The sequence below is a fragment of the Amycolatopsis deserti genome, assembly GCF_014653945.1.
Taxonomy (GTDB): domain Bacteria; phylum Actinomycetota; class Actinomycetes; order Mycobacteriales; family Pseudonocardiaceae; genus Amycolatopsis_E; species Amycolatopsis_E deserti.
The window spans coordinates 703,622-728,948 of record NZ_BNAU01000002.1 but is presented as its reverse complement, the minus strand read 5'-3'; the positions used below and the strand labels follow the sequence as shown (position 1 = coordinate 728,948).

26 protein-coding genes are annotated in these 25,327 nt (G+C 73.0%); 9 read left to right on the top strand and 17 right to left on the bottom strand.

The features are described 5' to 3' along the window. Positions 1 to 159: 159 nt before the first annotated feature. Positions 160 to 345, bottom strand: coding sequence for a CsbD family protein (locus IE290_RS11975; protein WP_191244613.1), 186 nt, complete (start codon positions 343 to 345; stop codon positions 160 to 162). Positions 346 to 469: 124 nt separating this feature from the next. Here IE290_RS11975 and IE290_RS11970 point away from each other — a divergent pair, with 124 nt between their 5' ends. After that, the gene (locus IE290_RS11970; RefSeq protein ID WP_268246336.1) at positions 470 to 916 is read left to right on the top strand and encodes an Rrf2 family transcriptional regulator; all 447 of its coding nucleotides are present in this window, start codon (positions 470 to 472) and stop codon (positions 914 to 916) included. Between the two features lie 91 nt (positions 917 to 1,007). Beyond that, positions 1,008 to 2,420 (top strand): MFS transporter, encoded by a 1,413-nt coding sequence (locus IE290_RS11965; RefSeq protein WP_191244612.1) that lies wholly within the window; start codon positions 1,008 to 1,010, stop codon positions 2,418 to 2,420. Between the two features lie 4 nt (positions 2,421 to 2,424). Here the strand turns inward: IE290_RS11965 and ligD are convergent, their stop codons facing one another. The 13 genes from ligD to IE290_RS11900 form a co-directional block, all read right to left on the bottom strand. After that, complete coding sequence (gene ligD / locus IE290_RS11960) at positions 2,425 to 3,354, bottom strand: non-homologous end-joining DNA ligase (protein ID WP_191244611.1); 930 nt, start codon at positions 3,352 to 3,354, stop codon at positions 2,425 to 2,427. A gap of 67 nt (positions 3,355 to 3,421) precedes the next feature. Beyond that, entirely contained in the window at positions 3,422 to 4,801 is a 1,380-nt protein-coding gene (locus IE290_RS11955) for an MFS transporter (RefSeq protein ID WP_191244610.1), read from the bottom strand. After that, positions 4,798 to 5,388: a dienelactone hydrolase family protein gene (locus IE290_RS11950; protein ID WP_191244609.1), complete on the bottom strand. Its 591-nt coding sequence runs from the start codon at positions 5,386 to 5,388 to the stop codon at positions 4,798 to 4,800. The genes IE290_RS11955 and IE290_RS11950 overlap by 4 nt, the downstream gene beginning before the upstream one ends. Further along, positions 5,388 to 7,007 (bottom strand): thiamine pyrophosphate-binding protein, encoded by a 1,620-nt coding sequence (locus IE290_RS11945; protein ID WP_191244608.1) that lies wholly within the window; start codon positions 7,005 to 7,007, stop codon positions 5,388 to 5,390. Before IE290_RS11945 ends, IE290_RS11950 begins: the two co-directional genes overlap by 1 nt. 10 nt (positions 7,008 to 7,017) lie before the next feature. Next, positions 7,018 to 7,797 (bottom strand): SDR family oxidoreductase, encoded by a 780-nt coding sequence (locus IE290_RS11940; RefSeq protein WP_191244607.1) that lies wholly within the window; start codon positions 7,795 to 7,797, stop codon positions 7,018 to 7,020. 9 nt (positions 7,798 to 7,806) lie between these two features. Then, positions 7,807 to 8,541: an SDR family oxidoreductase gene (locus tag IE290_RS11935; RefSeq protein WP_191244606.1), complete on the bottom strand. Its 735-nt coding sequence runs from the start codon at positions 8,539 to 8,541 to the stop codon at positions 7,807 to 7,809. Further along, on the bottom strand, positions 8,532 to 9,245 hold the full coding sequence (locus IE290_RS11930; protein WP_191244605.1) for an alpha/beta fold hydrolase: 714 nt from the start codon (positions 9,243 to 9,245) through the stop codon (positions 8,532 to 8,534). Before IE290_RS11930 ends, IE290_RS11935 begins: the two co-directional genes overlap by 10 nt. Continuing rightward, positions 9,242 to 10,018: an aspartate dehydrogenase domain-containing protein gene (locus tag IE290_RS11925; protein WP_191244604.1), complete on the bottom strand. Its 777-nt coding sequence runs from the start codon at positions 10,016 to 10,018 to the stop codon at positions 9,242 to 9,244. The genes IE290_RS11930 and IE290_RS11925 overlap by 4 nt, the downstream gene beginning before the upstream one ends. Further along, entirely contained in the window at positions 10,015 to 10,938 is a 924-nt protein-coding gene (locus IE290_RS11920) for a VOC family protein (protein WP_191244603.1), read from the bottom strand. Before IE290_RS11920 ends, IE290_RS11925 begins: the two co-directional genes overlap by 4 nt. Positions 10,939 to 10,959: 21 nt before the next feature. Next, positions 10,960 to 12,003: a Rieske 2Fe-2S domain-containing protein gene (locus IE290_RS11915; RefSeq protein WP_229874422.1), complete on the bottom strand. Its 1,044-nt coding sequence runs from the start codon at positions 12,001 to 12,003 to the stop codon at positions 10,960 to 10,962. After that, on the bottom strand, positions 12,000 to 12,191 hold the full coding sequence (locus tag IE290_RS11910) for a recombinase-like helix-turn-helix domain-containing protein (RefSeq protein ID WP_191244602.1): 192 nt from the start codon (positions 12,189 to 12,191) through the stop codon (positions 12,000 to 12,002). The genes IE290_RS11915 and IE290_RS11910 overlap by 4 nt, the downstream gene beginning before the upstream one ends. A gap of 4 nt (positions 12,192 to 12,195) precedes the next feature. After that, entirely contained in the window at positions 12,196 to 13,131 is a 936-nt protein-coding gene (locus tag IE290_RS11905; protein WP_191244601.1) for a PDR/VanB family oxidoreductase, read from the bottom strand. A gap of 3 nt (positions 13,132 to 13,134) precedes the next feature. After that, positions 13,135 to 13,644, bottom strand: a complete 510-nt coding sequence (locus IE290_RS11900; protein WP_020418960.1) for a cupin domain-containing protein — start codon at positions 13,642 to 13,644, stop codon at positions 13,135 to 13,137. A gap of 183 nt (positions 13,645 to 13,827) precedes the next feature. Here IE290_RS11900 and IE290_RS11895 point away from each other — a divergent pair, with 183 nt between their 5' ends. Further along, positions 13,828 to 15,276, top strand: a complete 1,449-nt coding sequence (locus tag IE290_RS11895; RefSeq protein WP_191244600.1) for an aldehyde dehydrogenase — start codon at positions 13,828 to 13,830, stop codon at positions 15,274 to 15,276. On the opposite strand, the gene IE290_RS11890 is transcribed toward IE290_RS11895, so the two are convergent. Continuing rightward, positions 15,273 to 15,791, bottom strand: a complete 519-nt coding sequence (locus IE290_RS11890) for a hypothetical protein (protein ID WP_191244599.1) — start codon at positions 15,789 to 15,791, stop codon at positions 15,273 to 15,275. The two genes, IE290_RS11895 and IE290_RS11890, sit on opposite strands and share 4 nt — an antisense overlap. Before the next feature lie 40 nt (positions 15,792 to 15,831). Next, the gene (locus tag IE290_RS11885) at positions 15,832 to 16,392 is read right to left on the bottom strand and encodes a MarR family winged helix-turn-helix transcriptional regulator (protein WP_191244598.1); all 561 of its coding nucleotides are present in this window, start codon (positions 16,390 to 16,392) and stop codon (positions 15,832 to 15,834) included. A 105-nt stretch (positions 16,393 to 16,497) separates the two neighbouring features. On the opposite strand from IE290_RS11885, the gene IE290_RS11880 reads away from it, so the two are divergent. Together IE290_RS11880 and IE290_RS38215 are read left to right on the top strand one after the other, a co-directional pair. Continuing rightward, entirely contained in the window at positions 16,498 to 18,045 is a 1,548-nt protein-coding gene (locus IE290_RS11880) for a serine/threonine-protein kinase (protein ID WP_191244597.1), read from the top strand. 83 nt (positions 18,046 to 18,128) lie between these two features. After that, positions 18,129 to 18,260: a hypothetical protein gene (locus IE290_RS38215; protein ID WP_268246335.1), complete on the top strand. Its 132-nt coding sequence runs from the start codon at positions 18,129 to 18,131 to the stop codon at positions 18,258 to 18,260. A gap of 66 nt (positions 18,261 to 18,326) precedes the next feature. On the opposite strand, the gene IE290_RS11875 is transcribed toward IE290_RS38215, so the two are convergent. Continuing rightward, positions 18,327 to 19,394, bottom strand: a complete 1,068-nt coding sequence (locus IE290_RS11875; protein WP_229874421.1) for a LacI family DNA-binding transcriptional regulator — start codon at positions 19,392 to 19,394, stop codon at positions 18,327 to 18,329. 116 nt (positions 19,395 to 19,510) lie between these two features. Between IE290_RS11875 and IE290_RS11870 the strand changes: the two genes are divergently transcribed. Genes IE290_RS11870 through IE290_RS11855 form a run of 4 tightly spaced genes read left to right on the top strand, consistent with a single transcriptional unit; the run spans position 19,511 to position 25,321 of the window. Continuing rightward, on the top strand, positions 19,511 to 21,556 hold the full coding sequence (locus IE290_RS11870; RefSeq protein WP_191244595.1) for a hydantoinase/oxoprolinase family protein: 2,046 nt from the start codon (positions 19,511 to 19,513) through the stop codon (positions 21,554 to 21,556). Next, entirely contained in the window at positions 21,553 to 23,205 is a 1,653-nt protein-coding gene (locus tag IE290_RS11865; protein WP_191244594.1) for a hydantoinase B/oxoprolinase family protein, read from the top strand. The genes IE290_RS11870 and IE290_RS11865 overlap by 4 nt, the downstream gene beginning before the upstream one ends. Next, positions 23,202 to 24,227: a Gfo/Idh/MocA family protein gene (locus IE290_RS11860; RefSeq protein ID WP_191244593.1), complete on the top strand. Its 1,026-nt coding sequence runs from the start codon at positions 23,202 to 23,204 to the stop codon at positions 24,225 to 24,227. The genes IE290_RS11865 and IE290_RS11860 overlap by 4 nt, the downstream gene beginning before the upstream one ends. Next, entirely contained in the window at positions 24,224 to 25,321 is a 1,098-nt protein-coding gene (locus tag IE290_RS11855) for an NAD(P)/FAD-dependent oxidoreductase (RefSeq protein WP_191244592.1), read from the top strand. The genes IE290_RS11860 and IE290_RS11855 overlap by 4 nt, the downstream gene beginning before the upstream one ends. Positions 25,322 to 25,327: the final 6 nt, after the last annotated feature.

Sequence of the window (25,327 nt, the reverse complement as noted above, 5' to 3'; positions counted from 1 at the left end):
CAGCGGGCCGGAACCGGCCGGACACGGCCGCCGCACCCGCCGCGGCCCGGCGACCGGTTTCGGCCGCCGTTCGAGCCGCGGCGTGCGGATCTCCTCATCGAGGTCGTGTACGCATGCTGAACTCACGGCCCACAGTGCGTACACCAGAGTGGCTGACGGTCAGCGGTCGAACACGTCCTTCGCCGCGTCCTTGACCTTCTCGCCCGCCTGCTTGATGTCGGCCTTGCCCTGGTCGCCCTTGCCTTCGGCCTCCCACTGCTCGTTGCCGGTGGCCTTGCCGAGACCTTCCTTCGCCTTGCCCTTGAGCTCTTCCGCCTTGTTCTGGGTCTTGTCTTCGCCGCTCATCTCCGGTCCTTCCGGTCGGTGTGCGGTCGGAATACCCCCGCGGACGATCCTTATCCCCGGAAAGGCGTTGACAGCCGATCTGACTGTAACTAACTTCGTTACAGTCAAGATCGAAGGGACGACGGTGGGTCTCAGCAGCAGGAGCGCGGTGGCGATCCACGCGCTCACCATGTTGGCGCGCTGGAGCGACCGCTCGCTGACCTCGGCGGAGATCGCGGAGAGCCTGGCGAGCAATCCGGTTCTCGTGCGGCGCATCCTGGGCAGCCTGCGCAACGCCGGCCTGGTGTTCTCCACGGAGGGCCGTGGCGGTGGCTGGTCCCTCGCCCGCGCCCCGCGGGAGATCACCCTCCACGCCGCCTACGCCGCCGTCGAGGAGGGCCGGATCCTGTCGCGGCACGCCCATCCGCCCAGCGAGGCGTGCGAGGTCGGCCGCAACATCTGCGCCCTGCTCGAGACGGAGTTCCGCGAGGCGGAGCAGGCCATGGAAGAACGGCTCGGCCGGACGACGATCGCGGACCTGCTGCGGCAGATACTGACCATCGAGCGCGAGTACGCGCCGGCGAATCGCTGACCCCGGCAATGGCGGAGGCACGTCCTCCGCCTTTTTCTCACCCTAACTGTAACCACAACAGTGGCAGTTGATGCCGCGAAAGGACGCCCGCATGACGCGCACACCGGCCCCCGCCGAACGAGCCGGCTCGACGACGGCCCTGCTGGCCGTACTCCTGCCGGCCGTGCTCGTCACGGTCGTCGCCAGCGACATGGTCAACCTCATGCTCCCGTCGATCGGCGAGCAGTTCGGGGCTACCGAGGCCGAGCTGGCGTGGGTCGTCACCGGCTTCCTGCTGGTGTTCTCGGTCGGCATCCCCTTCTACGGCCGCGTCTCCGACCGCGTGAGCCTGCGGCGTCTGTTCGGGTTCGCCCTGGTGGCCTACGCCCTCGGGAGCCTGATCTGCGCGCTGGCCCCGGAGTTGCTGGTGCTGGTGCTCGGGCGGGTCGTGATGGGGGTGGGCGCGGCCGCGCTGCCGGTGCTCTCGATCATCGCCGTCACCAGGTTGATGCCGGCGGACAAGCGCGGGATGGGGATCGGCGTGGTCTCCTCGGCGGCGGGCATCGGCACCGCCGCCGGGCCGGCCATCGGCGGGGGGATCGGCCAGTTCCTCGGCTGGCCCGCGCTGTTCTGGCTCATGTTCGTGGTCGCGCTGGTACTGCTGCCCGCGGCGTGGCGCGTGCTCCCCGGCGAGTCCCCGGTGGGCGTGGCCCGGTTCGACCTGCCCGGCGGCGTCCTCCTGGGCCTCGGCGCCGGGCTGATGCTGTTCGGCATGACCCAGGCGCAGGTCGCCGGCTTCACCCAGCCGTCGTCCTGGGGCAGCCTGGTCGTCGCGGTCGTGGCGCTCGCGCTCTTCGGGTGGCGCACCGTCCGCGCCGCGCAGCCGTTTGTCCCGCCCGAGTTGTTCGCCAACCGGGTCTACCGGGTCGCGGTCGCCGCCCTGTTCCTGGCGATGCTCGTCAACCTCGGCGCCCTGGTGTTCGTCTCGCAGCTGGTCGTGGACGTCAACGGGCTCACCCCGGGCGCGGGCGCCCTGGTGATGATCCCCGCCGGGGCCGCCGTCGCCGTCCTCTCGCCGGTGATCGGCCGCCTCGCCGACCGCGTCGGCACCCGGCCGCTGGTGCTCGCCGGGCTCACGGCCATGGCCCTGTTCGCCCTGTTCCTGTCGACCTTCGCGACTCGCACCTCGGTGATCCCCGCGGGCATCGGCATCCTCGGGTTCAGCGTCGGGTTCATCTCCGTCGCCACCCCGATCATCAGCGCCGCGGCGGGCGCGCTGCCTGCCGAGCAGGTCGGTGTCGGGCTCGGGATCCTGCAGGGAGCGCAGTTCCTCGGCGCCGGCACCGGCCCGGCCCTGTTCGGCGTGCTGGTGACCGCGCGGCAGCACAACGGCAGCGGCGCCGTGAACCCCCTGCACGCCGGTTCCGAGGGCGCCGCCTACTCCGACGCGTTCCTGGTCATGGCCGTGGTCGCCGTCCTCGCGTTGATCGTCGCGTTCCGGATGCGCCCCGCCCGCACGGTCTGAGGGGTCAGTCCAGGCCGTCGCGATCGGCCCACTCCAGCAGCGTCTCCAGGGAGTAGGTGGTGTCGTCGATGCCGGCGTGCAGGTCGCCGAGCTTCGCGAACCTCGCGGGGACCGTCGCGATCGTGCAGTCGCCCGGTTCGACGTCGTCCACCTCGTCCCACGCGATCGGCGTCGACACCGTCGCCTCGGGCACGCCGCGCACCGAGTAGGCGCTGGCGATCGTGTGGTCGCGCGCGTTCTGGTTGTAGTCCACGAACACCAGCGCCGGGTCGCGATCCTTGCGCCACCACGTCGTGGTCACGTCGTCCGGGGCGCGGCGTTCCACCTCGCGAGCGAACGCCAGCGCCGCCCGGCGCACCTCGCTGAACCCCCACCGCGGCTCGATCCGCACGTAGATGTGCAGACCGCTGCCACCGGAGGTCTTGGGCCAGCCCACCGCGCCCAGCTCGTCGAGCACCTCGTGCGCGACGTGGGCCACCCGACGCACCCGCGCGAAGTCGGCCTCCGGGCCGGGGTCGAGGTCGATGCGCCACTCGTCGGGCTTCTCGGTGTCCGCGCGCCGCGAGTTCCACGGGTGGAACTCGACAGTGCTCATCTGCACCGCCCAGATCACGTGCGCCAGCTCGGTGACGCACAGCTCGTCGGCGTGCCGGTCGTAGCGCGGGAAGTGCACGCGCACCGTCTCCAGCCACGGCGGCGCCCCGGCCGGTACGCGCTTCTGGTGCACCTTGTCGCCGCTCACCCCGGACGGGAACCGGTGCAGCATGCACGGCCGCTCCCGCAGCGCGCGCACGATCCCCTCGCCCACGGACAGGTAGTACCGCGCCAGGTCGAGCTTCGTCTCGCCCCGCGCCGGGAAGTAGACCCGCTGCGGGTTCGAGATCCGCACCGTGTGGTTCCCGACCTCCAGCTCCACCGCCGAGTCCTTGGCCATGCAGCCGAACCTAGCGTGAAAACGCCGTCGCGGCGGGGTGCCGGGCGAACCCGGCACCCCATCGGCGTCAGGGCGCGATCTCCTCCAGGGTGCGCCCGCGGGTCTCCTCGGCGAACACCGCGGCCACGATCGCCCCGACCAGCGTGATGCCGCTGATCAGCAGGAACACCGAGCCCAGCGCGGTGCCGCCGGCGTAGACCGCGCCGACCAGGATCGGCCCGAGGATCAGGCCCAGCCGGTTCATCACCCCGCCCAGGCTGCAGCCCAGCGCGCGGCTGCGTGTCGGGTACAGCTCGGGCGTGTACAGGTACAGGCTGATGTTCACGGCGAAGTTGAACACCGCCGCCAGCGACGACCACACCAGCAGCTGCACCGGCGACCCGGCGCCGAGCGCGCCCAGCACCACCAGCATCGCGGTGGTCGCGCCGAGGCCGACGGCCAGCACCATCCGGCGCCCGATCCGGTCGATCACCAGCGCCGCCAGCACGCAGCCGACCAGACCGGCGCCCGAGGTGGCGGTGCTGTACCAGAGCGCCTGGCCCAGCGGCAGGTGGAACACCCCGCGGTAGATCGTCGGCAGCCAGGAGGTGATGCCGTAGTTGGCGAGGTAGCCGACGAACCAGATCGTCCACACCGTCAGCGTGCGGCGCCGGTAGCGGCCGGCGAACAGGTCGCGCAGGGCGTTGCCGCGCTGCTGCGGCTCGGTGACCGGCGCCGCGGCGGCCGGCGCGGGCAGCGGCTCCCCGGTCGCGCGCTGGACCTTCGTCTCCATCGTCGCCATCGCCGCGGCGGCCTTGTCGTACTTGCCGCGCGAGGCGAGCCAGCGCGGCGACTCCGGCACCTTCTTCAGGATGAGGAACGCCATCAGGCCGGGCACGGCGGCCAGCAGGTACAGCGAGCGCCAGCCCCACAGCGGGATCAGCCACGCCGCGACCAGCGCGCTCACCGCCAGGCCGGCGGGGAACACCACCTCGTAGAGCAGCACGAACCGGCCGCGCTTGTGGGCGCGGGTGATCTCGCTGATGTAGGCCGCGGCGGTCGGCACCTCACCGCCGATCGCGAGGCCCTGCACGAACCGCAGCACGAGGAACGGGGTGAGCGAGTCGCAGGCGGCCATGCCGGCGCTGCACAGGGCGCTGACCGCGACGCAGATCGCGATCACCTTGACGCGGCCGATCCGGTCCGCGGCCCAGCCGGAGACCAGGGCGCCGGCCAGCATCCCGATCGAGCCGATGGTCAGCGCCGCGGTGCTGGTGGCCGCCGACAGGCCCCATTCGCGGGAGAGCACCGGCAGCGTGTAGGCGATCAGCAGCTGGTCGAACGCCTCGAAGAAGGTCACGATGCCGATCAGCAGGCGAACGCTGATCTGCCAGCGCGACATCGGCAGCCGTTCCAGCCGGGCCGCGATGTCACCCTGCGTCATTGCGGGTGTGGCGTCGATGCTCATTCGGTCTCCTCGTCGGGCAATAGTGTGCGGGCTGAATCGAGGAATCGCACTGCTTCATCCCAGGTGTCGTCTTCGTCACGCAGGGACAGCCAGGACTCGCCCAGGTTCGCGGCGAGCACCGGCAGCTCGGGGAGACCGGGCCAGGGGCCCTCGCGCGGCTCGACGCCCACCACGGGCAGGCCGTGCGCGGTGGCGGCCCACGCGGCGAGGTGGGCGCCCTGGCCGAGCCCGGTGAACGCGGTCGCCGGAACCCCCGCGCGGCGGCTCAGGTGGTCCAGCGCGCCGGCCACGTCGGCGGCGAGGTCGTCGGGTGCGAGGGCGGCGAAGTTGCCGCGCGGGAAGACCCGCCCGCCGGTGTCGTAGTAGAGCAGCGGCGCCACGGCGAGGTACCCGCACTCGGCGAGCGCGCGGCAGGCGGCCTCGGCTTCGGCGGTGAGCCCGCGCTCGTCGTGCAGGACGATGACGGCCGCGCGCACGGGTGCGGTGGGGTAGCGCACGAGCAGCGGTGCCGCGGTCTTGAGGATGCGGCGCCGCCGGTTGGCGGGGGCGTGTCCGTGGTGGTGGTGGCTGGTCGCCGGGGTGGTCATCAGTCCTCCCGGGGGACGGGCACCGGGGGCACGAACGGGCGCGGCGCCGGGTCCAGCGCCGTCACATCGACCTCGATCACATACGGGCCGTGCTGCGCGACCGCCTTCTCCAGGGCCTCGGCGAACAGTGACGGCTTGCTCACCAGCTGGTACGGCAGGTCCAGCGATTGCGCCAGCCGCGAGAAGTCCGGCGTGTAGAGGTCCACCCCGGCCCGCGTACCGCCGTGGTGGTCCTGCATGTTGCGCAGCACGCCGTACCCGCCGTCGTTGAACACGACCAGCACCAGCCACGGCTTCTCCTGCGCCAGCGTGCCCAGCTCGCCCAGGTGCACGGCCAGCCCGCCGTCGCCGGCCATCACCAGCGTCGGCGCGTCGCGGCCGGCCAGAGCCGCCCCGATGCCGGTCGCCAGGCCCTGCCCGATCCCGCCGCCGACCGGGAACAGGTTGGTCCGCGGATCGTGGATGTCGAGCAGCCGGTTGCCCCACTGGCTCGACGGGATCGTCACGTCCCGCGCGATCACCGACTCCCGCGGCAGCCCCGCGCGCATCGCGTCGCAGATCTCGGCGTACGGGCCGATCGCCTCGCGCAGCCGCGACCGCACGGCCGCTCGCGTGGACACCGCCCGCGCGCGCCACGCCGGATCACCGGAGCCGCCCCGCAGCCGCCGGAGCACCGCCGCGGCCTCCCCGGCGATCCCGGCCGTCGCCGGGTGGACCCGGCCCAGGGCCGCGGGGTCGACGTCGATCTGGATGTGCTGCTCGGGCAACGTCAGGTGGTAGTGCTTGGTCTCGTTGGACCGGAAGTGCGTGCCGATCGAGATCAGCAGGTCGGCCTCGGCCAGCAGGTCCTCCGCCGCGGTGGCGAAGTTGCCGACCACCAGCTCGTGGTCCTCGGGCAGCGTGCCGCGCCCGGAGTTGCTGGTGAACACCGGTGCCTGCAGCCGCTCGGCCAGCTCCCGCACCTCGTCCCGCGCGTCCACCGCGCCGCCACCGGCCCAGATCACCGGGCGCCGCGCGGCGGCGAGCAACTCGTCCGCCCGGGCCAGCGCGTCCTCGTCCGGCTCCGGCACCGGAGCGGGGGTCTCCGCACCGCGAGCGGTGAACGTGTGCCGCGCGTACTGCAGGTCGATCGGCCACTCCACACTGGACGGTCCACACGGGAGCGTCACCGCGTGCCGGACCGCCTGCCGCAGCACGTCCTCCGCGTCGGCCACCGAAGTGATGGTCGCCGCGTGCTTGGACACCGCGGTGAGCATCCCGAGCTGGTCGCGGGTCTCGTGGATGACCCCGCGCCCCTGCCCGAGGTAGGGCGAGTCGATCTGGCCGGTCACGTGCAGCACGCGGCTGCCCGCGGTCAGCGCCTCCACGAGCGAGCCGGCCGCGTTGCCCGCGCCGGTGCCGGTGCTGGTGATCGCGACCCCGAGCCCGCCGCGGGCGCGGGCGTACCCGTCGGCCGCGTTGACCGCCGCGGCCTCGTGCCGCACCGGGACGAACCGCAGCCGCGCCGCGATCGCCTCCACCAGCGGCAGGTTGTGCACGCTGACGATGCCGAACGCGGTGTCGACGCCGTTGTCGACCAGGATCTGGGCGAGCAGATCCCCGCCGTTGCCGTGTTTCACAGGTGTCTCCTCAGACGTATCGGGCGACGCCGCCACCGACGTCGAGGGCGGAACCGGTCACATAAGAAGCTCGGGGCGACAGCAGCGCCACGATCGGGAACGCGACCTCGTCGGCGGTGCCGAGCCGGCCGAGCGGGATGCCGCGGTCCGCGGCGAGCGCCGAGGTCCACTCCTCCCAGGACAGCGCGGTGCCCGACTGCTCGTACCGGCGCCGCCACTGGCCGGTGTCGACCAGGCCGAGGCACACCGAGTTGACCCGCACGTCCGGAGCCAGCTCCGCGGCCAGCGTCTTGGACAGGTTCAGCAGCGCCGCTCGCGCCGCCGACGTCGCGGCGAGCTTCGGTTCGGGCTGGCGGGACAGGATCGCGTTGACGTTGACCACCGCCGCACCCGGCCGCAGCCACGGCTGCGCGGCGCGGACCACGTGCAGCACCGAGAAGATCTTCAGGTGCAGCTCGCCGCGCCACTGCTCGTCGCTGGTGTCGGCCAGCCGCGCCATGAGCGAGCGTCCGGCGTTGTTGACCAGGCCGTCCAGCCCGCCGAACTCCTCACCGGCGCCGGTGACGAACCGGCGCACGTCGTCGGCGTCGAGGACGTCGCAGGCGGCGGTGTACAGCCGGGCGCCGGACGCGCGGGGCAGATCGGCCAGCGCCTTCTCCAGCCGCACGCCGTCCCGCGCGCACGCGGCGACGTAAGCGCCCTCCGCGAGCAGCATCGCGGCGGTGGCGAGCCCGACGCCGGAGCTGGCGCCGGTCACCACGACCGCCCGCCCGGAAAGTCGCAGGTCCATGAAAAGCTCCTAGTGGCAGACGAATCCGCCGTCGACGACCAACGTTTGCCCGGTGATGAACGAGGCGGCGTCGGAGAGCAGGAACTCCACCGCGCCCACCACGTCACCCGGTTGCTGCGGCCGGGTCAGCGCCCGCCCCTCCGCGTAGAGCTGGTGCCGTTCCCGCGGGACCCGCTCGGTCGCCTCGACCTCGGTCAGGCCCGGCGCGACCGCGTTCACCGTCACCCCGTCCGGCCCGGCGTCGCGCGCCATGGCGCGGGTCATCGCGATCACCGCGCCCTTCGACGACACGTAGTGCACCAGCCGCGGTGGCCCGAACAACGCGACGTCGGAGGCGATGTTCACGATCCGCCCGCCGGTGGCCGCCAGCTGCGGGTACAGGGCGCGGGCGACCAGCCACGGGCCGCGCGCGTTGACCGTCATCAGCCGGTCCCACGCCTGCACCTCCAGGTCGGCGAAGTGCTTGCCGCCGACCCCGTCGGCCATCGCCGCGTTGTTGACCAGCCCGTGCAGCGGCCCGATCTTCGCCACCTGTTCGGCCAGGTGCGCCACCGAATCGGGATCGGCGACGTCGGTGTCGATCCGGTGCACGGTCCGGCCGCGTTCCTCGAGCTGCGCCACTCCGCGCGCGGCCCGCTCCGGATCGCGCTCGGCGACCACGACCTGCGCCCCGGACGCGCCGAGGGCGTCGGCGATCGCCCAGCCGAGCCCGCGCCCGGCGCCGGTCACCACGATCAGGCGCATCGCGCGGCCTCCACTTCGGACAGGAACTCCAGCAGGACCTCGTTGAACTCGTCCGGGCACTCCTGGTTGGCCGCGTGCCCGCCGCCGATCACCCGTAGCCGCGCTCCCGGGATCTCGCGCGCCAGCAGCCGGCTCTCCTCGACTCCGGTGACCTGGTCGTCAGCGCCGACCACGACCAGCGTGGGCACGCTGATCCGGCCGAGCACCGGCCCGTGGTCGGTGGTCGCCATCGACTCCGCGGCCGCGCGGTACCCGGCCAGGCGCACCCTGGCCATGGTCGCTTCGACCTTCGCGCGGGTCGACGGATCAGAGCACAGGCGCGGCGCGCGCCGCCGGGCGAATTCCGCGGCACCCACTTCGGCCAGCTCGTCCACCCGCGCCCGCATCCGCGCGGCGGCCTCGGCGCTGGTGCCGGAGCCGCGCGTCGAGTCGGCCAGGGTCAGCGACAGCACGGGGTGCTCCAGCGCCAGCCGGGTCGCGATCACCCCGCCCCAGGACACACCCACCACGTGGGCCGGTTCGTCGAAGATCCGCGCCGCCTGTTCGGCGTACCAGCCGATGTCGGCCCGCTCCGGATCCGGCGCGTCCCCGTAGCCCGGCGCGTCCCAGGCCACCACCCGGTGCCGCCTCGACAACACGTCCACCTGCGACTCGAAGGACGCGCTCGACCCGCCGATGCCGTGCAGCAGCAACACCGGGGTCATCGGAACACCACCCGCGGCTCGGCCAGCGCGGCGATCGCGCCGAGCACCGCGTGCGGCACGACTTCGCTGCTCGTCGGCGTCCGCGGCGAGGGCCGGTTGCGGATCTCGAACCGGTACGACCCGGCCGGCCCGTCGGCGGTGATGACGTGCGAGGTCAGCTCGGCGGCCGGGTCGGCGACCACCGCCGCCTCCACCACGTCCCAGTCGCCCACGGCCAGTGCCACCGAGGCCGCCACGTTCGCCGACTTCGGGAACGCCGCGGTCACCTCGCGCGCCGGGCCGCGCATCAGCTCGACCGGCTCGGCGGTGGTCCGCAGCCGCGCGGCCTCCTCGTCGGACATCCACGGCTGCACCAGGTTCGCGGCCCGTTTCGTGGTCTCGATGGTGACCCGGGACAGCGGCGCCATCCGGGCCGCCGCCCGCAGCAGGTCCAGCCCGCCGATCGCCCCGGTGGACAGGTGCAGCTCACCCGGCCCGGCGGACAGCAGCTTGTCCAGCAGCGCGTCGTCGGCCAGGGCGCCGACCGACACGACCAGCAGGTCCCGCCCGGCGGCGAGCACCTGCGGCCCCAGCTCCGCCAGCGCCCGCTGCCCGGCCGCCTCGACTACCAGGTCCGAAGTGGACAGCAGCTCGTCCAGCGACACCAGCGGCAGGTCCGTCGCACCTGCCGGGTCCACGACGCCGGACAGCGCCGCGCCCGGCACGGTCCCGTCGCGCAGGGCGCGGGCGACCACGCCGCCGATCGAGCCCGCGCCGATCACCCCGGCCCTCATCCCTGCCACCACGCGGTGTAGCCGGGGTCGGGCACGCCGGCCATGTGGGTGCGGACGTCCTTCGACGGCGGGCCCGCGGTGCCCCACAGGTCGGACAGCTCGGGCGTGCGCCGCCACACCCGGCACAGCCACGCGTCCTCCACGACCTGCTCGACCTCGGAGGTGTACTCGCACACCAGCCCGGCCGGATCGGCGAAGTAGCCGAACGTGTTGCTGCCCGGCCCGTGCCGCCCGGGACCCCACAGCGGGGTGATGCCGTTGTGCCGCAGGCGCCCGATGCCGCGCATGAAGTGGTCGATCGAGGCCATCTCGTAAGCGACGTGGTTGACCGACGCGAACGGCGCCTGGTTGAACGCGATCACGTGGTGGTCGGCGTTGCAGCGCAGGAACGCCATCTGGTGCTCGGACCAGTCGGAGATGCGCATCCCGAGCACGCGCGTGTAGAACTCGCAGGCCGCGTCGATGTCAGCGGTGTTGAGCACGACGTGCGCGAGCTTCCGCGGCACCGCGGGGTGGCCGTCCGGATCGTCCGGGGTCACCGCGAACACGTCCGCGGACAGCTCGATCAGCCGGCCCTCCGGATCGGCGAAGCGCAGCCCGTAGCCGCCGCCGACCTGGTCCAGCTTGCCGGGCTCGGTCACCAGCGGGATGCCCTGGGCGACCAGGCGCGTCGCGGCCTCGTCGATCTCACGCGGCGTGGCGACCGCGAAGGCCACCTTGCCGAGCGCGTTGCGCTCCGCCTGCTGCAACTGCAGCACGTGGTGCTCACTGCTGGTGCCGCGCAGCCACACCGCGCCGGTGTCCTGCTCGACCTGCCGCAGCCCCCACACCTCGCGGTAGAACTCGCCCGCGTCGGCGCACGCGGTGGAGCGCAGGGTAACCGACCGCAGCGCCCGCAACCGGACGACGGGTTCGGACATGGTGTCCTCCAAGGGAAGTTGTCAGGCGACCGGGACCGGCGCGGCGGTGGCGGGTTCGGTCAGGCGGGCCACCTGTTTCGCGGCTTCGGCCTTGAGCAGGCGCCGCATGCGGACCAGCGCGATGTCGTGCTGGTAGAGGTTCTCCCGGTCCCACGCGTCGGCGGGCATCGCCTCGGCCATCTCGCGGTCCTGCTCCAGCACCGCGTAGTGCCGGGCCTCCAGCCGGTTGCGGTAGAGGAAGCGCCAGCTGTCCCGTTCCCAGCCGGAGACCTTGCGGCAGCGCCAGAAGAACCCGGCGTGCCGGTTCTCCGAGATCGCGGCCAGCCCGGCGACGATGGTGAACGGCCCGCCCGGCCCCGCGGTGTCCGGGTACGGGATGTCGAGGGTGACCCAGTCCGCGCCGCCGTGAGTCAGCTCGACCCAGTCGAAGTTGACGCCGCGCTGGTCGGTCTTCTCGAACACGAAACCCTTGTCGGTCGCGCGGATCTGGAAGACCGCCTCCCGCTTGCCGGCGAACATGGTGTGGCTGTTGCGGTGCAGGAACGCGCCGTGCATCGGGTCGAGCAGGTTGTCCAGCGAGTACAGGTAGGGCGCGTCCCATTCGACGTAGCAGAGGAACTGCGACCACTCGCCACCGGCGATCGGCTCCGGCACCTCCAGCGGGGCCGGGGGCGCTGACTCGTCGAGCCCGAACCAGGCGAAGATCGCCCCGGCGTGCTCCTCCGCGGGGAACGTCCGCAGCACGCGGCGGCCCTCCAGCGCGCAGCCCGGGCTGCCCGGCACGGACACCACCGTGCCCTCGGCGTCGACCTGCACGCCGTGGTAGTTGCAGGCGACCCGGTCGCCCATGTGCACGCCCTGCGACAGCCGCGCGGCACGGTGCGGGCAGCGGTCCTCCTGGACGTGCACGGCACCGGCCGCATCACGCCACAGCAGCAGCTGCTCGCCCGCGCGCTCGATCCGGACCAGCTCACCGGGACGCACGTGCCCGGACGGGCACAGCGGGTACCAGCGGTCCCGCAGCCCGAACCGCAGCAGGCCCTCGGTGGTGTGCAAGGGGTTCACGACTGGTTCTCCGTTCCGCTCAGGCGGGCCAGTTCGGCGGTGAACGACGACTCGGTCCAGTCCTCGCCGCCCGCGGGGCGCACCCCGGAGGAGTTGAGGGCGGCCACGACGCCGGGCAGGTCGTGTACGCCGCGGCCGTAGATCGCCTCGAGTTCGTCGCCGAACGCGTTCTCGTAGCTGGAAGGCATGTCCTCAGTCCTCCACGTCCAGGACGAGCTCAGCGGACCGGCTTCGCGACACGCAGATCAGCATCGTGCCGCCGGCCGCCTTCTCGTCGTCGCTCAGCAGGAAGTCGCGGTGCTCGGGTTCGCCGGCGAGCACCTTGGTCTCACACGTGCCGCACACCCCTTCGCGGCAGGAGTTCGGCACGGACACCCCGGCCCCGGCGAGGGCGTCCAAGATGGACACCCCGGCGGGCACCGGCACGCGCCGTCCGGACCCGCCGCACACCACGTCGAAGCCGCTCTCCGGCCCGGCCGGTTGGGCTTCGGGGGCGCGGAACCGCTCGACCCGCAGCATCGAGGCGTCCGGGAGCGCGGCCTCGACGGCGGCGATGAGCGGTTCCGGGCCGCAGCAGTAGACCAGCGTGTCCGGCCGGAGCCCGGCCAGCTCCGCGGCCAGGTCCGGCGGTCCGCCGTGCTCGTCGTCGGCGTGCACGCGCACCCGGTCCGCGGGCAGGTCGGCCAGGAAGGCCATGCTCGACCGGGAGCGTCCACAGTAGAGCATGTCCCATTCGGAACTCCGTTGTTGCAAGTGGTTCGCCATCGCCAGCAGGGGTGTGATGCCGATGCCGCCGGCGATCAGCAGGTGCCGCGGGGCGTCCTCGAGGGCGAAGTTGTTGCGCGGCCCGTCGACCTCGATCAGCGTGCCGGGCGTGAGGCGCTCGTGCACCCAGGCGCTGCCGCCGCGGGAGGACGGCTCGCGCAGGACGGCCACGGTCCAGCTGTGCCCGTCCGCCGGGTCGCCGCACAGGGAGTACTCCCGGACCAGCCCGTTGGGCAGGTGCAGCGACAGGTGCGCGCCCGGCTCCCACGCCGGCAGGGCCGCCCCGGTGGGGTCGCGCAGCTCGACGCGCACGACCCCGTCGGCCAGCCAGGTGCTCTGGTGAACTCGTACCGTCCGGGTCATGGGTCAGTCGCGGGTCACGCCGTGCATCGGCGAGGTCGGCGGGTAGGTCGGCAGCTGCGGCTTCTGCGCGCCGATGATCACGGCGAACAGGGCGTCGGTGTCACCGATGTTGCGCAGGCTGCGCGGCACGCCGGCCGGGACGCGGATCAGGTCGCGGTAGCCCAGCACGCGGCTGGCGGTCTTGGTGCCGTCCTCCACGTCGTGCACGGTGACCTCGAGGGTGCCTTCCAGGACGAAGAAGACCTCTTCCACGTCGTGGTGGGTGTGCTCGGGGCCGATCGCGCCGGCCGGCAGCCGCATGTTGGAGAACGTGAAGTGCTCCGAGGGCAGGATGCGGTTGTCGGTGTCGTGGTTGCCGGTGGCGCCGGAGCCGATGTAGCGGACCTGCGCGCGGCGGAACTGCTCGCCCGCCTTGGCCTGGAAGCCGAGCGTGTCCCAGTCCTCGTAGCGCGATTCGCGGGTCGCGATGCAGGAGTCGATCAGTTCCTCGAGGCCGGCTTGCGTCGTCGTCACGGGATCTCCTTGGATGTCTTAGCTCTAAGGGAACTTGGGAAGAGTTTGTAGCACCGTCGCCCGGGCGCCGACAACCCTTAGCGCTAAGTTTTCTGCTGGATGGTTTCGATGCGGTTAACGCCTTCCAATTAACTTAGAGCTAAGTTATTCTGCCGAGCCTGGACGGCGTGTGGAGGTGGCTCGATGACAGTGCCCGCGGACGAGATCCTGGTGGCCGGGCGGTGGCGGCGGGGCGGTGGCGCACCGCTGGAGTGCGTGGACCCGGCGACCGGTGAGACGGTCGCGGTCGTGCACGGCGCGTCCGCCCGGGACGTCGACGAGGCGGCCCGCGCGGCTTCGGTGGCCGAATGGGCGGCGTTGCTGCCGCACGAACGGGCGCGGGTGCTGGCGCGGGTCGGCGACCTGATCGAGCGGGACGCGGAGTCTCTGGCCCTGCTGCAGACGCGCAACACCGGCAAGGCGCTGCGGGAGACGCGCGCGCTGGTCGCGAGCGCGGCCGCGACGTTCCGGTTCTACGCGGCGGCGCTGGAGACGATGGAGACCGCGCTGACCCCGCAGCGCGGGCCGTGGCTGACGATGTCGGTGTACGAGCCGATCGGCGTGGTCGGCGCGATCACGCCGTGGAACTCGCCGATCGCCAGCGACGCGCAGAAGATCGCGCCCGCGCTGGCGGCGGGCAACGGCGTGCTGCTCAAACCGGCCGAGGCGACCCCGCTGGTGTCGCTGGCGCTGGCGCGGCTGGTGCTGGAGGCGGGGGTGCCCGCGCCGCTGTTGTCCGTGCTGCCGGGACCGGGGTCGGTGGTGGGCGACGCGATCGTGCGGCACCCCGCGGTCGGCAAGGTGGCGTTCACCGGCGGCACGTCAACCGGGCGGGCGATCGGGCGGATCGCGGCGGAGAAGGTCATGCCGGTGACGATGGAGCTGGGCGGCAAGTCGCCGACGATCGTGTGCCCGGACGCCGCGGTGGAGCAGGCGGTGGCCGGGATCCTGTTCGGGATCTTCTCGTCCAGCGGCCAGAGCTGCATCGCCGGGTCGCGGATCTTCCTGCCGGCCTCGCGGTACGCCGAGTTCCGGGACCTGCTGGTGGCTGGTGCGTCCCGGCTGCGCATGGGACCGGGCACGGCGGAGGACACGCAGGTGGCGCCGCTGGCGACGTTCGCGCACCGGGACCGGGTGGCGGCGCTGGTGGACCGCGCGCGTGAGGAGGGGGCGCGGGTGCTGTGCGGGGGAGAGGTGCCGTCCTCGGCGGGCGCCTACTACCCGCCGACGCTGCTGGAGGGGCTGGCGAACTCGTCGAAGACCTGCCAGGAGGAGATCTTCGGCCCAGTCGGGGTGCTGCTGCCCTACCGGGACGAAGACGACCTGGTGGCGCAGGCGAACGACACGGTGTACGGCCTGGCGTGCGGCATCTGGACCGCCGACTACCGCCGCGCGTGGCGCCTGGCGCGGCGGATCGAGGCCGGGACGGTGTGGATCAACACGTACAAGCAGTTCAGCATCTCGACGCCGTTTTCGGGCATGAAGGAGAGCGGGCTGGGCATCGACAAGGGCCGCGAGGGGATCCTCGGGTACCTGAGGCAGAAGAGCGTGTACTGGGGCCTGGACGAGGCGCCGCTGCCCTGGGCCGGCTAGCGCCGCTTCTGGCGGTCGGCCAGGGCCTGGATCCGGGCGATCGCCTCGGCACGCGAGTCCGCCGGGCCGGGTCCGGCGGGGAGCGGCAGCATCGGCTCGGGGCGGTGGTGGAGCAGCAACGGGTTCCCGATCATCTCGAGCCCGTTGTCGCCGCGGAGGTAGCGCTGCGCGAACCGCACGCCCGCCGGCCTGCCCTGCTCGTAGGCGTCGACGAACACCGCCTCGGTCCGGTCCTCGTCCAGGGTCAGGAAGCCGTCCCAGGCCAGCGCGACGTGGCGGGGCACCGGGTCGGCGGCGGCGAGGTCCTGCCGGGCCAGCGCGACGCTGCCCTCGACGGTGAAGTTCTCCTCGGAGTCGACGTAGCGCGTCGCGACCTTCTCGCCGTCGGGCAGCACGGCGAGCACGAAGGGCACGAACCCGGACTCGGTCGCTTCCGCGTTCTCGACCGCGAAGTCGATCGCGTCGAACAGGGTCGCCACGGCGTCGTTGCCGAGGTTCGGCACGGGGTCGGTCATCGGGCAGCCTTCCGGGAGGATGATCTTTCCCCGGTCCGACTCACCGGCGCCCGGAACGGTTCCCGTCGGTTTCGGCCCGGTCGGCCATCTCGGCCAGCCGGATCGAGTGCTCCAGACGGCTCAGCAGCTGTGCCAGCTGGGTCCGCTCGGTCTTCGTCAGGCCGGCGAGCATCCGGTTCTCGTTGGCGAAGTGGACCTCCGCGACCTTGTCGGTCAGCGCGCGGCCGTCCTCGGTCAGTCCGATGTAGACGATGCGCCGGTCGGTGGCGTCGCGCTCGCGGTAGACCAGGCCGGCCGCCTCCAGCTTGTCCACCCGCTGCGTGATGCCGCCCGTGGTGAGCAGGTTCGCGTCGGCCAGCTCGCCCGCCGTCCGGCGGTACGGGGCGCCCACGCGGCGCAGCGCGGCCAGGATGCCGAACGCCGAAATGTTGATCCCGTATCGCCCGAACACACGGTTGAGCTGCACCGTGTAGCCGTCGAAGGCCCGGTGCAGCCGCCCGAACACGGCCAGCGGGGAAGCGTCGATCTCCGGCGTCTCGCGGCGCCACTCCGCGAGCATCAGGTCGACCGCGTCCGGCTGCGGCTTGTCGCGCTTGGGCATCGGTTCCCCCTCGGAGTATTTTCACGGTAAGAATATCATCGCTAAGATAGCTCCGGCGCCGTGCCCGGCCTCGCCCCGGGACGTCCGGCTCCGTAACCTGTCCGGGTGACGACTACGGACGGTCCGACCGTGGACGGTGCCGGTGGGCTCTTGGCGGGGCGGTACCGGCTGGAGAGCCGCCTGGGCGCCGGCGCGATGGGCGTCGTCTGGCTCGCGCTCGACGAGCGCCTCCAGCGCCCGGTCGCGGTGAAGCAGCTGTGGCCAGGGCCGGCGCAGAGCGAGCAGGCGCGGCAACGCATCATGCGCGAGGGCCGGATCGCCGCGCGGCTGCGTCACCCGCACGTCGTCACCGTGCACGACGTCGCCGAGCACAACGGCCAGCCGGTGCTGGTGATGGAGTACGTGCCCGCGCGCAGCCTCGCCGAACTGGTCGCCGAGCAGGGGCCGCGCACGCCCCAGACCGTCGCGCGCATCGGGGTCCAGGCCGCCTCGGCGCTGGCCGCCGCGCACGCCGCCGGGATCGTGCACCGCGACGTCAAACCGGGAAACCTGCTGGTGGCGGACGACGGCACGGTCAAGATCGCCGACTTCGGCATCTCCCGCGCCACCGGCGACGCCGCGCTGACGCAGGCCGGGCTGGTCGCCGGCACCCCCGCCTACCTGGCCCCGGAGATCGCGCGCGGCCAGGAGCCCACCCCCGACTCCGACGTGTTCTCCCTCGGCGCCACGCTGTACGCGGCGGTTGAGGGCGTGCCACCGTTCGGCGAGGACGAGAACTCGATCGCGCTGCTGCACCGCGTGGCGGCTGGGGAGGTTTCGGCGCCGCGGAACGCCGGCCCGCTCGCCCCGGTGCTGACGGCCATGCTGGACCCGGACCCGGCCCAGCGGCCCGGCGCGGTACAGGCCGTGACGGCGCTGCAGGCGATCGTCGACGGGCAGCCGGTGCCGCCGCGGACGCTGAACCCGGCGCGGGCGCGGACGCAACCGGTGGTGACGCCGTCGTCGCCCACGGTCCCGGTCGCCCCGGTCGGCGGCGGGACGCTGCTGAACCAGCAGCCCGCCGCGGCCCCGAACCGGCGGCGGCTGCTGCTGCCGGTGGCCGGGGCGGTGCTCGCGGTGCTGGCGGTGGTCATCCTGTTCACCCAACTCACGCCGGACCCGCCCGCTCCCTCGTCGACAGCGCCCGCGCCGCCTGCCGCGCTCGACGCCGGGTCGATCACCGCGGCGGTCAGCGAGTACTACGCGTTGCTGCCCGCCCGGCCGGACAACGCCTGGGCGCGTCTCGGGCCGCGGATGCAGGCGCAGGGCCAGGACGCCTACCGCACGTACTGGTCGCGGGTCACCGGCCTGACGGTCACCACGCCGCCCGCGGTCGTGGACGCCAACACGGTGTCGGTCACGATCGCGCTCACCTTCGAGGACGGCCGCGTGGTCACCGAGACGCACCGCCTGGGGCTGATCCCGGCCGCCCCATCCCCGCTGATCGACAGCGACGCGGTGCTCTCCAGCGAGACGAGCACGCCACCACCGCCGCCCCCGCCCCCGACGACGGCCGCCGAGGACCACAAGGCCGACGACGAGCAGAAGGACCGCAAGGCCGACAGCGGCGACGACCACCCCGGCCGCGGACACGGCCGCGGCCGGGGTGGCTAGCCCGGCTCGCGCGGGTACCCGCGCGGCGAGCGGGTATGTCACGCGGGGACGAGCATGGCCGCTTCGGACGTGAGGAGACCGCGATGACCGACCCCCGCCGCGAGGACCTGGACGAGGAAGCCCGGCCGGCGACCGAGCAGGACGAGGGCCTCGGCGAGGAGGACGCCTCCCTGCCGGAGGACCGCACCCCGGCCGGCCCGGGCGAGGAGGCCTGAGCACGCCCGCGCGGCCTGCGTGCGCGTAGCAGCACCGCCCCTGGTCGTGGCGGCCGGGCGCGGCGGCTACTGCGGCACCGTCGAGCCCCGGGCCACCAGCTTCGCCCGGAGTTGGACGTGCTGGGGGCGCCTCGGGGCGCCCGCGGCTATCCGGTCCAGCAGCTGCCGTCCCGCGCGGGCGCCCAGCTCGTACGTCGGCTGCTCGACGATCGTCAGCTCCGGGCGCACCAGCGTCGTCCACGGCTCGTCGTCGAAGCCGATCAGCGACAGCTCCGACGGCATCCGCAGCCCGCGGTCCTGCGCCGCCCGGTACGCGCCCGACGCGAGCACGTTGTCCGTGCACAACACCGCCGTCGGCGGCTCCGGCAGGTCCAGCAGCCGGTTCAACGCGTCGTAGGCCGACGAGCGGTCGTACCGCGCCGACGCCACCAGAGCGGCATCCACCGGCAACCCCGCCGCCTCCAGCGCGCTCACGTACCCCCGCAACCGCACCGCGCTCGGGAACAGCCCCCGCCGCCGGTTGCCCGCCCGCACGCGCGCCAGCTGGTCCCCGGCCTCCGTGATCACCCCGATCCGCCGGTGCCCCAGCTCGGCCAGGTGCCCGACCGCCTCCGCCGCCGCGTGGTCGTTGTCCACCGTGACGCTGTCCGCCTCCGGCACCCCGCTGACCTGCCGGTCGATGAGCACGACCGGCACCCCGGCGTCCATCGCCCGCCGCAGGTGCGCCCCCTCGCCGGGCCGGGCGGCCGCGACGATCACGCCGTCCACCCGCTTCTCCGACATCACCGACACCGCCCGCTGCTCGGCCTCCAGCACTCCGCCGGTGTTGGCCAGCAGCACCTCGAACCCGGCCGGCGAGGTCACGTCGGTGATCCCGCGCAACGCGGTGGCGAAGAACGGGTTCGCCACGTCGGTCACCACCACGCCGATCGTCTGCGTACTGCCGGTCACCATGCTGCGCGCCAGGCCGTTCGGCCGGTACCCCAGCTCGGCCGCCGCCGCCAGCACCCGCTCCCGGGTCCGCTCGCTGACCTGCCCGTACCCGCCCAGCGCGCGCCCCGCGGTCGCCGTCGAAACGCCCGCGGCCCGCGCCACGTCGATCAGCGAGGCCGCCCCGTGCGTGGTCACCCGCATGCCTCCCCAGTGCACAAGCCGTTTTCCGAAGAACTCTTGACTGATGCTACTACCGACTGAGAAGGTTCTCACCCAACAGGTACTGAGAAGGTTCTCACTCAAGCGAGGCCCAGCACATGACACTTCGGATCGGCGTCGACACCGGTGGCACGTTCACCGACGTCTGCGCCCTCGACGAGCAGACCGGGCGCCTGTACGTGCGCAAGGTGTCCAGCACCCCGGACGACCCCGGCCGGGCGATCGTGACGGGCGTGTCGCAGCTGCTCGACGAGATCGGCGGACGCGACCTCGGCGACGTCGGCTACTTCGCGCACGGCACCACGGTCGGCACGAACGCGCTGCTCACCGAGCGCGGCGCGCGCACCGGCCTGCTCACCACCGCCGGCTTCCGCGACCTGCTGGAACTCGGGCGCGGCCGCCGTCCGTCGCTCTACGACCTGCAGGCCGACAAGCCCGCCGCCCTGGTGCCGCGCGACCGGCGGCTCGAGGTGGACGAGCGCGTCCGCCACGACGGCCGGATCGAGCGCCCCCTCGACGAGGACCAGGTCCGCGCGCTCGCCCGGCAGCTGCGGGAGCAGAACGTCGAAGCCGTCGCCGTCTGCTTCCTCTACAGCTTCGTCGACCCCGCCCACGAACGAACCGCCGAACGCATCCTCACCGAGGAGCTGCCCGGCGTGCACGTGTCGGTGTCCTCGGCCGTGCTGCCGGAGTTCCGGGAGTACGAGCGTCTGTCCACAGTGGTCGTCAACGCCTACCTCGGCCCGGTGGTCGCCCGTTACCTGGCCCGGCTGCGCACCCGGCTGAGCGAGCTGGGCCTGCGCGCGACCCCGCACGTCACGCAGTCCAACGGCGGCATCATCCCGTTCGAGACGGCCGAGCGGATGCCCTCGCGCATGGTCCTGTCCGGACCCAGCACCGGTGTGGTCGGCGCCGCCGAGATCGCCCGCGCCGCCGGGTACCCGGACATCATCACCTTCGACGTGGGCGGCACCTCCTCCGACGTCTCGCTCGTCCAGGACGGCGTGCCCAAAACCTCCAGCGGCACCGAGATCGACGGCAGGCCGGTGCGCGCGCCGATGCTGGACATCCACACCGTCGGCGCCGGTGGCGGCTCGATCGCGTGGATCGACGCCGGTGGCGCGCTCAAGGTCGGCCCGGGCAGCGCTGGCGCCGATCCGGGCCCGGCCTGCTACGGCCGCGGCACCGAGCCGACTGTCACCGACGCCAACGTCGTGCTGCGCGTGCTCAACCCGGAGTACCTGCTGGACGGGCAGATGAAGATCGACGCCGAAGCGGCCCGCGCCGCGGTGTCCACAGTGGCCGTTCCACTGGGGATGGACGTGCTGGACGCGGCGCAGGGGATCGTGCGGGTCATCACCGCCAACATGGCCCGCGCCATCCGCGTCATCTCCGTGCAGCGCGGCTACGACCCGCGCGACTACGTCCTGGTGCCCTTCGGCGGCGCCGGCCCGCTGCACGCCGTGCGCCTGGCCCGTGAGCTGGGCATGCGGACCGTGCTGGTGCCCGAAACCCCGGGCGCGCAGTGCGCCGCCGGACTGCTGATGACCGACATCCGGGCCGACTTCCTGCGGACCCGCATCTCGCCACCCGATCACGACATCGTCGCCGGGGTGTTCGCCGAGCTGGAGGCCGAGGCGACCGAGTGGCTGGCGGAGGAGCACGTCCCGGCCGAGCGCCGCCGCGTCGAGCGGTTCGCCGAGATGCGGTACGCGGGCCAGAACCACGAGCTACCGGTGCCTGTCCCCGAGGGCGTGATCACCGCGGACACGGTCGCACAGCTGACCAAGCGGTTCGCCGCCGAGCACGAGCGGATGTACGGATACTCCTCGGCCGAGGACGACGTCCAGGTGGTCACCTTCCGCCTGCGGGCCATCGGCGAGGTCGCCCGCGCCGAACTGCACCGCGCCCCGCTCGGCGACGCGGACGCGAGCGCCGCCATCCGCACCACCCGCGAGGTCTACCTGCCCGAAAACGGCGGCTTCACCGAATGTCCGGTGTACGACCGCAGGCTGCTCGAACCCGGCCACCGCCTCGAGGGCCCCGCGGTCGTCGAGCAGATGGACACCACCACCTTGCTGCTCCCCGGCGACGTCGCCGTCGTCGACGAGCTGCGCAACCTCGTCGTGACGGTGGGCCGATGACCCACACGGAAGGGAAGACCATGCAGGACCCCGTGCTGGTCGAGGTGATCGGCTCCGCGCTGTCGTCCATCGTGGAGGAGATGGGCGAGACGCTGGTGCGCGCGGCCTACTCGACCAACATCAAGGAACGCCGCGACTGCACCGCCTCGCTGTTCGACGCCGCGGGCCGGATGCTCGCCCAGGACGAGGGCGGCTCGCCGCTGCACCTTGGCTCGCTGATGGGCATCGTCGACGAGATCACCCGCCGCTACCCGGCGGGCACGATCTCCGACGGCGACACGTTCATCGGCAACGACCCGTTCACCGGCGGCGGCTCGCACCTGCCCGACATCGTGCTGGTCTCACCGGTGTTCCTGGACGGGGAGATCACCGCGTGGGTGGCGAACCTGGCCCACCACGCCGACTTCGGCGACCGCGGCCACGCGCACATCTTCCAGGAGGGCCTGCGGATCCCGCCGGTGCGGCTGATGCGCCGCGGCGAGCTGCAGAACGACCTGTTCGAACTGATCCTGCTCAACTGCCAGGTGCCGCACGAGCGCCGCGCCGACCTGCGTGCCCAGATCGCCGCGAACCGGCTGGCCGTCACCCGGTACACCGAGCTGGCCGCGCGCTACGGCCGCGACACGCTCGTCGCGGCGGCCGCGGCGCTGTTGGACTACACCGAGCGCCGCACCCGCGCGGCCATCGCGAAGGTCCCCGACGGCACGTACACGTTCACCGACCGCTTCGACTGCCCGGAACTCGACGACGAGCTCGACCTCGGCGTCACCGTCACCGTGCACGGCGACGAGGTCACCTTCGACTTCACCGCGCCGCCGCAGGTCCGCGCCAGCGTCAACGTCGTGTGGACCGCGCTGTACGCGGCGGTCTACTACTCGCTCAAGACGCTGGTGGACCCCGACATCATCCCGAACGCCGGCCTGCACCGGCCGGTCACGATCAACGCCCCGCGCGGCTCGGTGCTCAACTGCGTCGAGCCGGCCGCGGTCAACGGCCGCAGCGAGACCTGCCAGCGCGTGGTCGACCTGATCCACGGCGCGCTCGCCGGCGCCGTGCCGGAGACCGTCACCGCGGCCAGCAACGGCGCCAACACCGGTGTGCACTTCTCCGGCGTGGACAGCCGCACCGGACGCTACTTCGTCTACCTGGAGACCATCGGCGGCGGCTGCGGCGCCCGGCTGGGCAAGGACGGCATGGACGGCGTGCAGGTGCACATGACCAACACCAGCAACCTGCCGGTCGAGGCGCTGGAGACCGAGTACCCGCTGGTGGTCGAGGAGTACGCGCTGATCGACGACTCCGGCGGCGACGGCCGCACCCGTGGTGGCATGGGCATCCGGCGCACGGTCCGCGTCGAGGAGTCCGACGTGCACTTCTGGCTGGACACCTCGCGGCAGCGGTCCCAGCCGTGGGGCCTGTTCGGCGGCGGCCCGGGCGCGAGCGCCGGCGTGGAGCTGTCCGACGGGGCGCAACCGGTCGAGCACGGCTACACCCGCCTGCAGCCCGGCGACCGGGTGTCGATCCACACCGCGGGCGCGGGTGGCTACGGACCGCCGTCGGAGCGCGATCCCGAGCAGGTCCGCCGGGACGTCGCCGAGGGCCGGATCTCGGCCGAGCGCGCCCGCACGACCTACGGGGTGGAGGCATGATCCGCACCGCGGTCATCGGGTTCGGGGTGTCCGGGCGGATCTTCCACGCCCCGTTCCTCGCCGCCGACGACGCCTACTCCCTCGACTTCATCGTCACCGGGAACGCGGAGCGGGCAGCGCAAGCCCGGGCCGAGTATCCACAAGCGACGGTTCTGGCCACCCCCGGCGAGCTGTTCGCGCACGACCTCGATCTGATCGTGATCGGCACCCCGCCGGCCACCCACGCCGATCTCGCGGCCACCGCCCTGGACCACGGCCTGCACGTGGTGGTGGACAAGCCGTTCACGGTCACCAGCGTGCGGGGCGAGGCCCTGATCGAGCAGGCCCGGCGCGCCGGCCGCGTGCTCACGGTGTTCCAGAACCGCCGCTGGGACGGCGATTTCCGGACCCTGCGCAAGCTGATCGACAACGGCGAGCTGGGCACCGTGCACACCTTCGAGTCCCGGTTCGAGTGGTGGAAACCCCAGGGACCACGCGACTGGAAGGCGGGTGCCGGTGCCGCGGACGGCGGCGGCATCCTGTTCGACCTCGGCACCCACCTGATCGACCAGGCGGCCCAGCTGTTCGGCCCGGTCGCGGACGTGCACGCCGACGTCCTCCGCCGCGGCGCGGGCGCGGGCGACGACGACACGTTCCTCGTGCTGGCCCACGAAAACGGCACCCGGTCGCGGCTGTACATGACCGGCCTCGCCGCCCTGCCCGGGCCGCGGTTCCACGTCCTCGGCGACCGGGCCGGCTACACCAAATGGGGCCTGGACCCGCAGGAGGACGCGCTCAAGAACGGCGCGCGCCCCGGCGACGACGGCTTCGGCCGGGAGCCGGAAGACAACTGGGGCACGCTCGGCGTCCGCGGCGACACCCGGCGCATCGAGCCGGAACCCGGGAACTACGGCGAGTTCTACCGGCTGCTCGCCACCGCGATCGACGGCGACGGGCCGCCCCCGGTCGATCCGCGCGACGCGGTGGACGTTCTTCGCATCATCGAGCGGGCGCACGCCCGGAAGGGGGATCTTTCCCGATGACCGCAGGCAAGCACGTCGTCGTGGTGGGCGGGGGCGTCCTCGGCGTCTCCACGGCCACGCACCTGCAGCGCGACGGCGTGGCGGTGACACTGGTGACCGAGGGTGAACTGGCCGACGGCGCGTCGGGCCGGTCGCTGTCCTGGCTCAACTCCGCCGGGACCCGCTCGGCGGCCTACCACGCGCTGCGGATGGCCGGTATCGACCGCTACCGCACGCTCTTCGCCGAAGACCCCACCCGGGAGTGGCTCCGCTTCGACGGCGGGCTGCACTGGAGCCTGGACGAGGACGCGATGCGGGCGCGGCACCGCGCCGAGGTCGCGCACGCCTACGACTCGAAACTGGTCGCCCCCGCGGAGATCCCCGGCCTCGACCCGGTCGCGGTGCCCGAGGTCGCCGTGCACAACCCCGGCGAGGGTTGGGTGTCCCTGCCCCACCTGATCGAGCACCTGGCCGCGGAGTTCACCGCGCTGGGCGGCGAGATCGTCACCGGCGCCGGGCGCGCGAGCGTCACGACGGCCGGGGGAGTGGCGACCGGCGTGACCACCACCGGCGGGCAGCGGTTCGAGGCCGACACCGTCGTGGTGGCGTGCGGCGCGGCGACTCCGTCGGTGGTCGCCGAGCTGGGGGTGTCCATTCCGGACGCCTCCCCGCTGTCGATGCTCGTGCTCACCGAACCGGCCGAAACCGGCGTCAAGACCGTGCTGAACACCCCGCGCGTCGCGCTGCGGCCCAACCCGGGCGGCACGTTCGCGCTGGACCACCACTGGTACGAGGACCGGATCACCGAGGTGGCCGACGGCACGTGCTCGATCGACGAGTCGGTGGTCAAGGAACTGGCCGCCGAGGCTTCCGCGCTCCTGGACGGCGGGGTCACGCTCACCGCCGCGTCCTGGAAGCTCGGCCGCAAGCCCATCCCGGGCGACGGCGAACCGGTGTTCGGCGAGCTGTCCGCCGTGCCCCGGTGCTTCGTCGCCTTCACCCACTCCGGCGCGACGCTCGGCCTGATCGCCGGCGAGCTGCTGGCCGGCGAGATCCGCACCGGCGAGCCCCACCCGATGCTGGCGCCCTTCCGGCCGGACCGCTTCCGGCCCTGAACCCCC

Excerpts from the sequence above, each read along its gene's own strand:
- IE290_RS11940 (WP_191244607.1), bottom strand. The coding sequence starts at position 7,797 with ATGGACCTGCGACTTTCCGGGCGGGCGGTCGTGGTGACCGGCGCCAGC.
- IE290_RS11865 (WP_191244594.1), top strand. The coding sequence starts at position 21,553 with ATGACCCACACGGAAGGGAAGACCATGCAGGACCCCGTGCTGGTCGAG.
- IE290_RS11885 (WP_191244598.1), bottom strand. The coding sequence starts at position 16,392 with ATGCCCAAGCGCGACAAGCCGCAGCCGGACGCGGTCGACCTGATGCTC.
- IE290_RS11920 (WP_191244603.1), bottom strand. The coding sequence starts at position 10,938 with ATGTCCGAACCCGTCGTCCGGTTGCGGGCGCTGCGGTCGGTTACCCTG.
- IE290_RS11965 (WP_191244612.1), top strand. The coding sequence starts at position 1,008 with ATGACGCGCACACCGGCCCCCGCCGAACGAGCCGGCTCGACGACGGCC.
- IE290_RS11930 (WP_191244605.1), bottom strand. The coding sequence starts at position 9,245 with ATGACCCCGGTGTTGCTGCTGCACGGCATCGGCGGGTCGAGCGCGTCC.
- IE290_RS11935 (WP_191244606.1), bottom strand. The coding sequence starts at position 8,541 with ATGCGCCTGATCGTGGTGACCGGCGCCGGGCGCGGGCTCGGCTGGGCG.
- IE290_RS11975 (WP_191244613.1), bottom strand. The coding sequence starts at position 345 with ATGAGCGGCGAAGACAAGACCCAGAACAAGGCGGAAGAGCTCAAGGGC.
- IE290_RS11905 (WP_191244601.1), bottom strand. The coding sequence starts at position 13,131 with ATGACCCGGACGGTACGAGTTCACCAGAGCACCTGGCTGGCCGACGGG.
- ligD (WP_191244611.1), bottom strand. The coding sequence starts at position 3,354 with ATGGCCAAGGACTCGGCGGTGGAGCTGGAGGTCGGGAACCACACGGTG.
- IE290_RS11870 (WP_191244595.1), top strand. The coding sequence starts at position 19,511 with ATGACACTTCGGATCGGCGTCGACACCGGTGGCACGTTCACCGACGTC.
- IE290_RS11910 (WP_191244602.1), bottom strand. The coding sequence starts at position 12,191 with ATGCCTTCCAGCTACGAGAACGCGTTCGGCGACGAACTCGAGGCGATC.
- IE290_RS11860 (WP_191244593.1), top strand. The coding sequence starts at position 23,202 with ATGATCCGCACCGCGGTCATCGGGTTCGGGGTGTCCGGGCGGATCTTC.
- IE290_RS11955 (WP_191244610.1), bottom strand. The coding sequence starts at position 4,801 with ATGAGCATCGACGCCACACCCGCAATGACGCAGGGTGACATCGCGGCC.
- IE290_RS11875 (WP_229874421.1), bottom strand. The coding sequence starts at position 19,394 with ATGCGGGTGACCACGCACGGGGCGGCCTCGCTGATCGACGTGGCGCGG.
- IE290_RS38215 (WP_268246335.1), top strand. The coding sequence starts at position 18,129 with ATGACCGACCCCCGCCGCGAGGACCTGGACGAGGAAGCCCGGCCGGCG.
- IE290_RS11925 (WP_191244604.1), bottom strand. The coding sequence starts at position 10,018 with ATGAGGGCCGGGGTGATCGGCGCGGGCTCGATCGGCGGCGTGGTCGCC.
- IE290_RS11855 (WP_191244592.1), top strand. The coding sequence starts at position 24,224 with ATGACCGCAGGCAAGCACGTCGTCGTGGTGGGCGGGGGCGTCCTCGGC.
- IE290_RS11890 (WP_191244599.1), bottom strand. The coding sequence starts at position 15,791 with ATGACCGACCCCGTGCCGAACCTCGGCAACGACGCCGTGGCGACCCTG.
- IE290_RS11895 (WP_191244600.1), top strand. The coding sequence starts at position 13,828 with ATGACAGTGCCCGCGGACGAGATCCTGGTGGCCGGGCGGTGGCGGCGG.
- IE290_RS11950 (WP_191244609.1), bottom strand. The coding sequence starts at position 5,388 with ATGACCACCCCGGCGACCAGCCACCACCACCACGGACACGCCCCCGCC.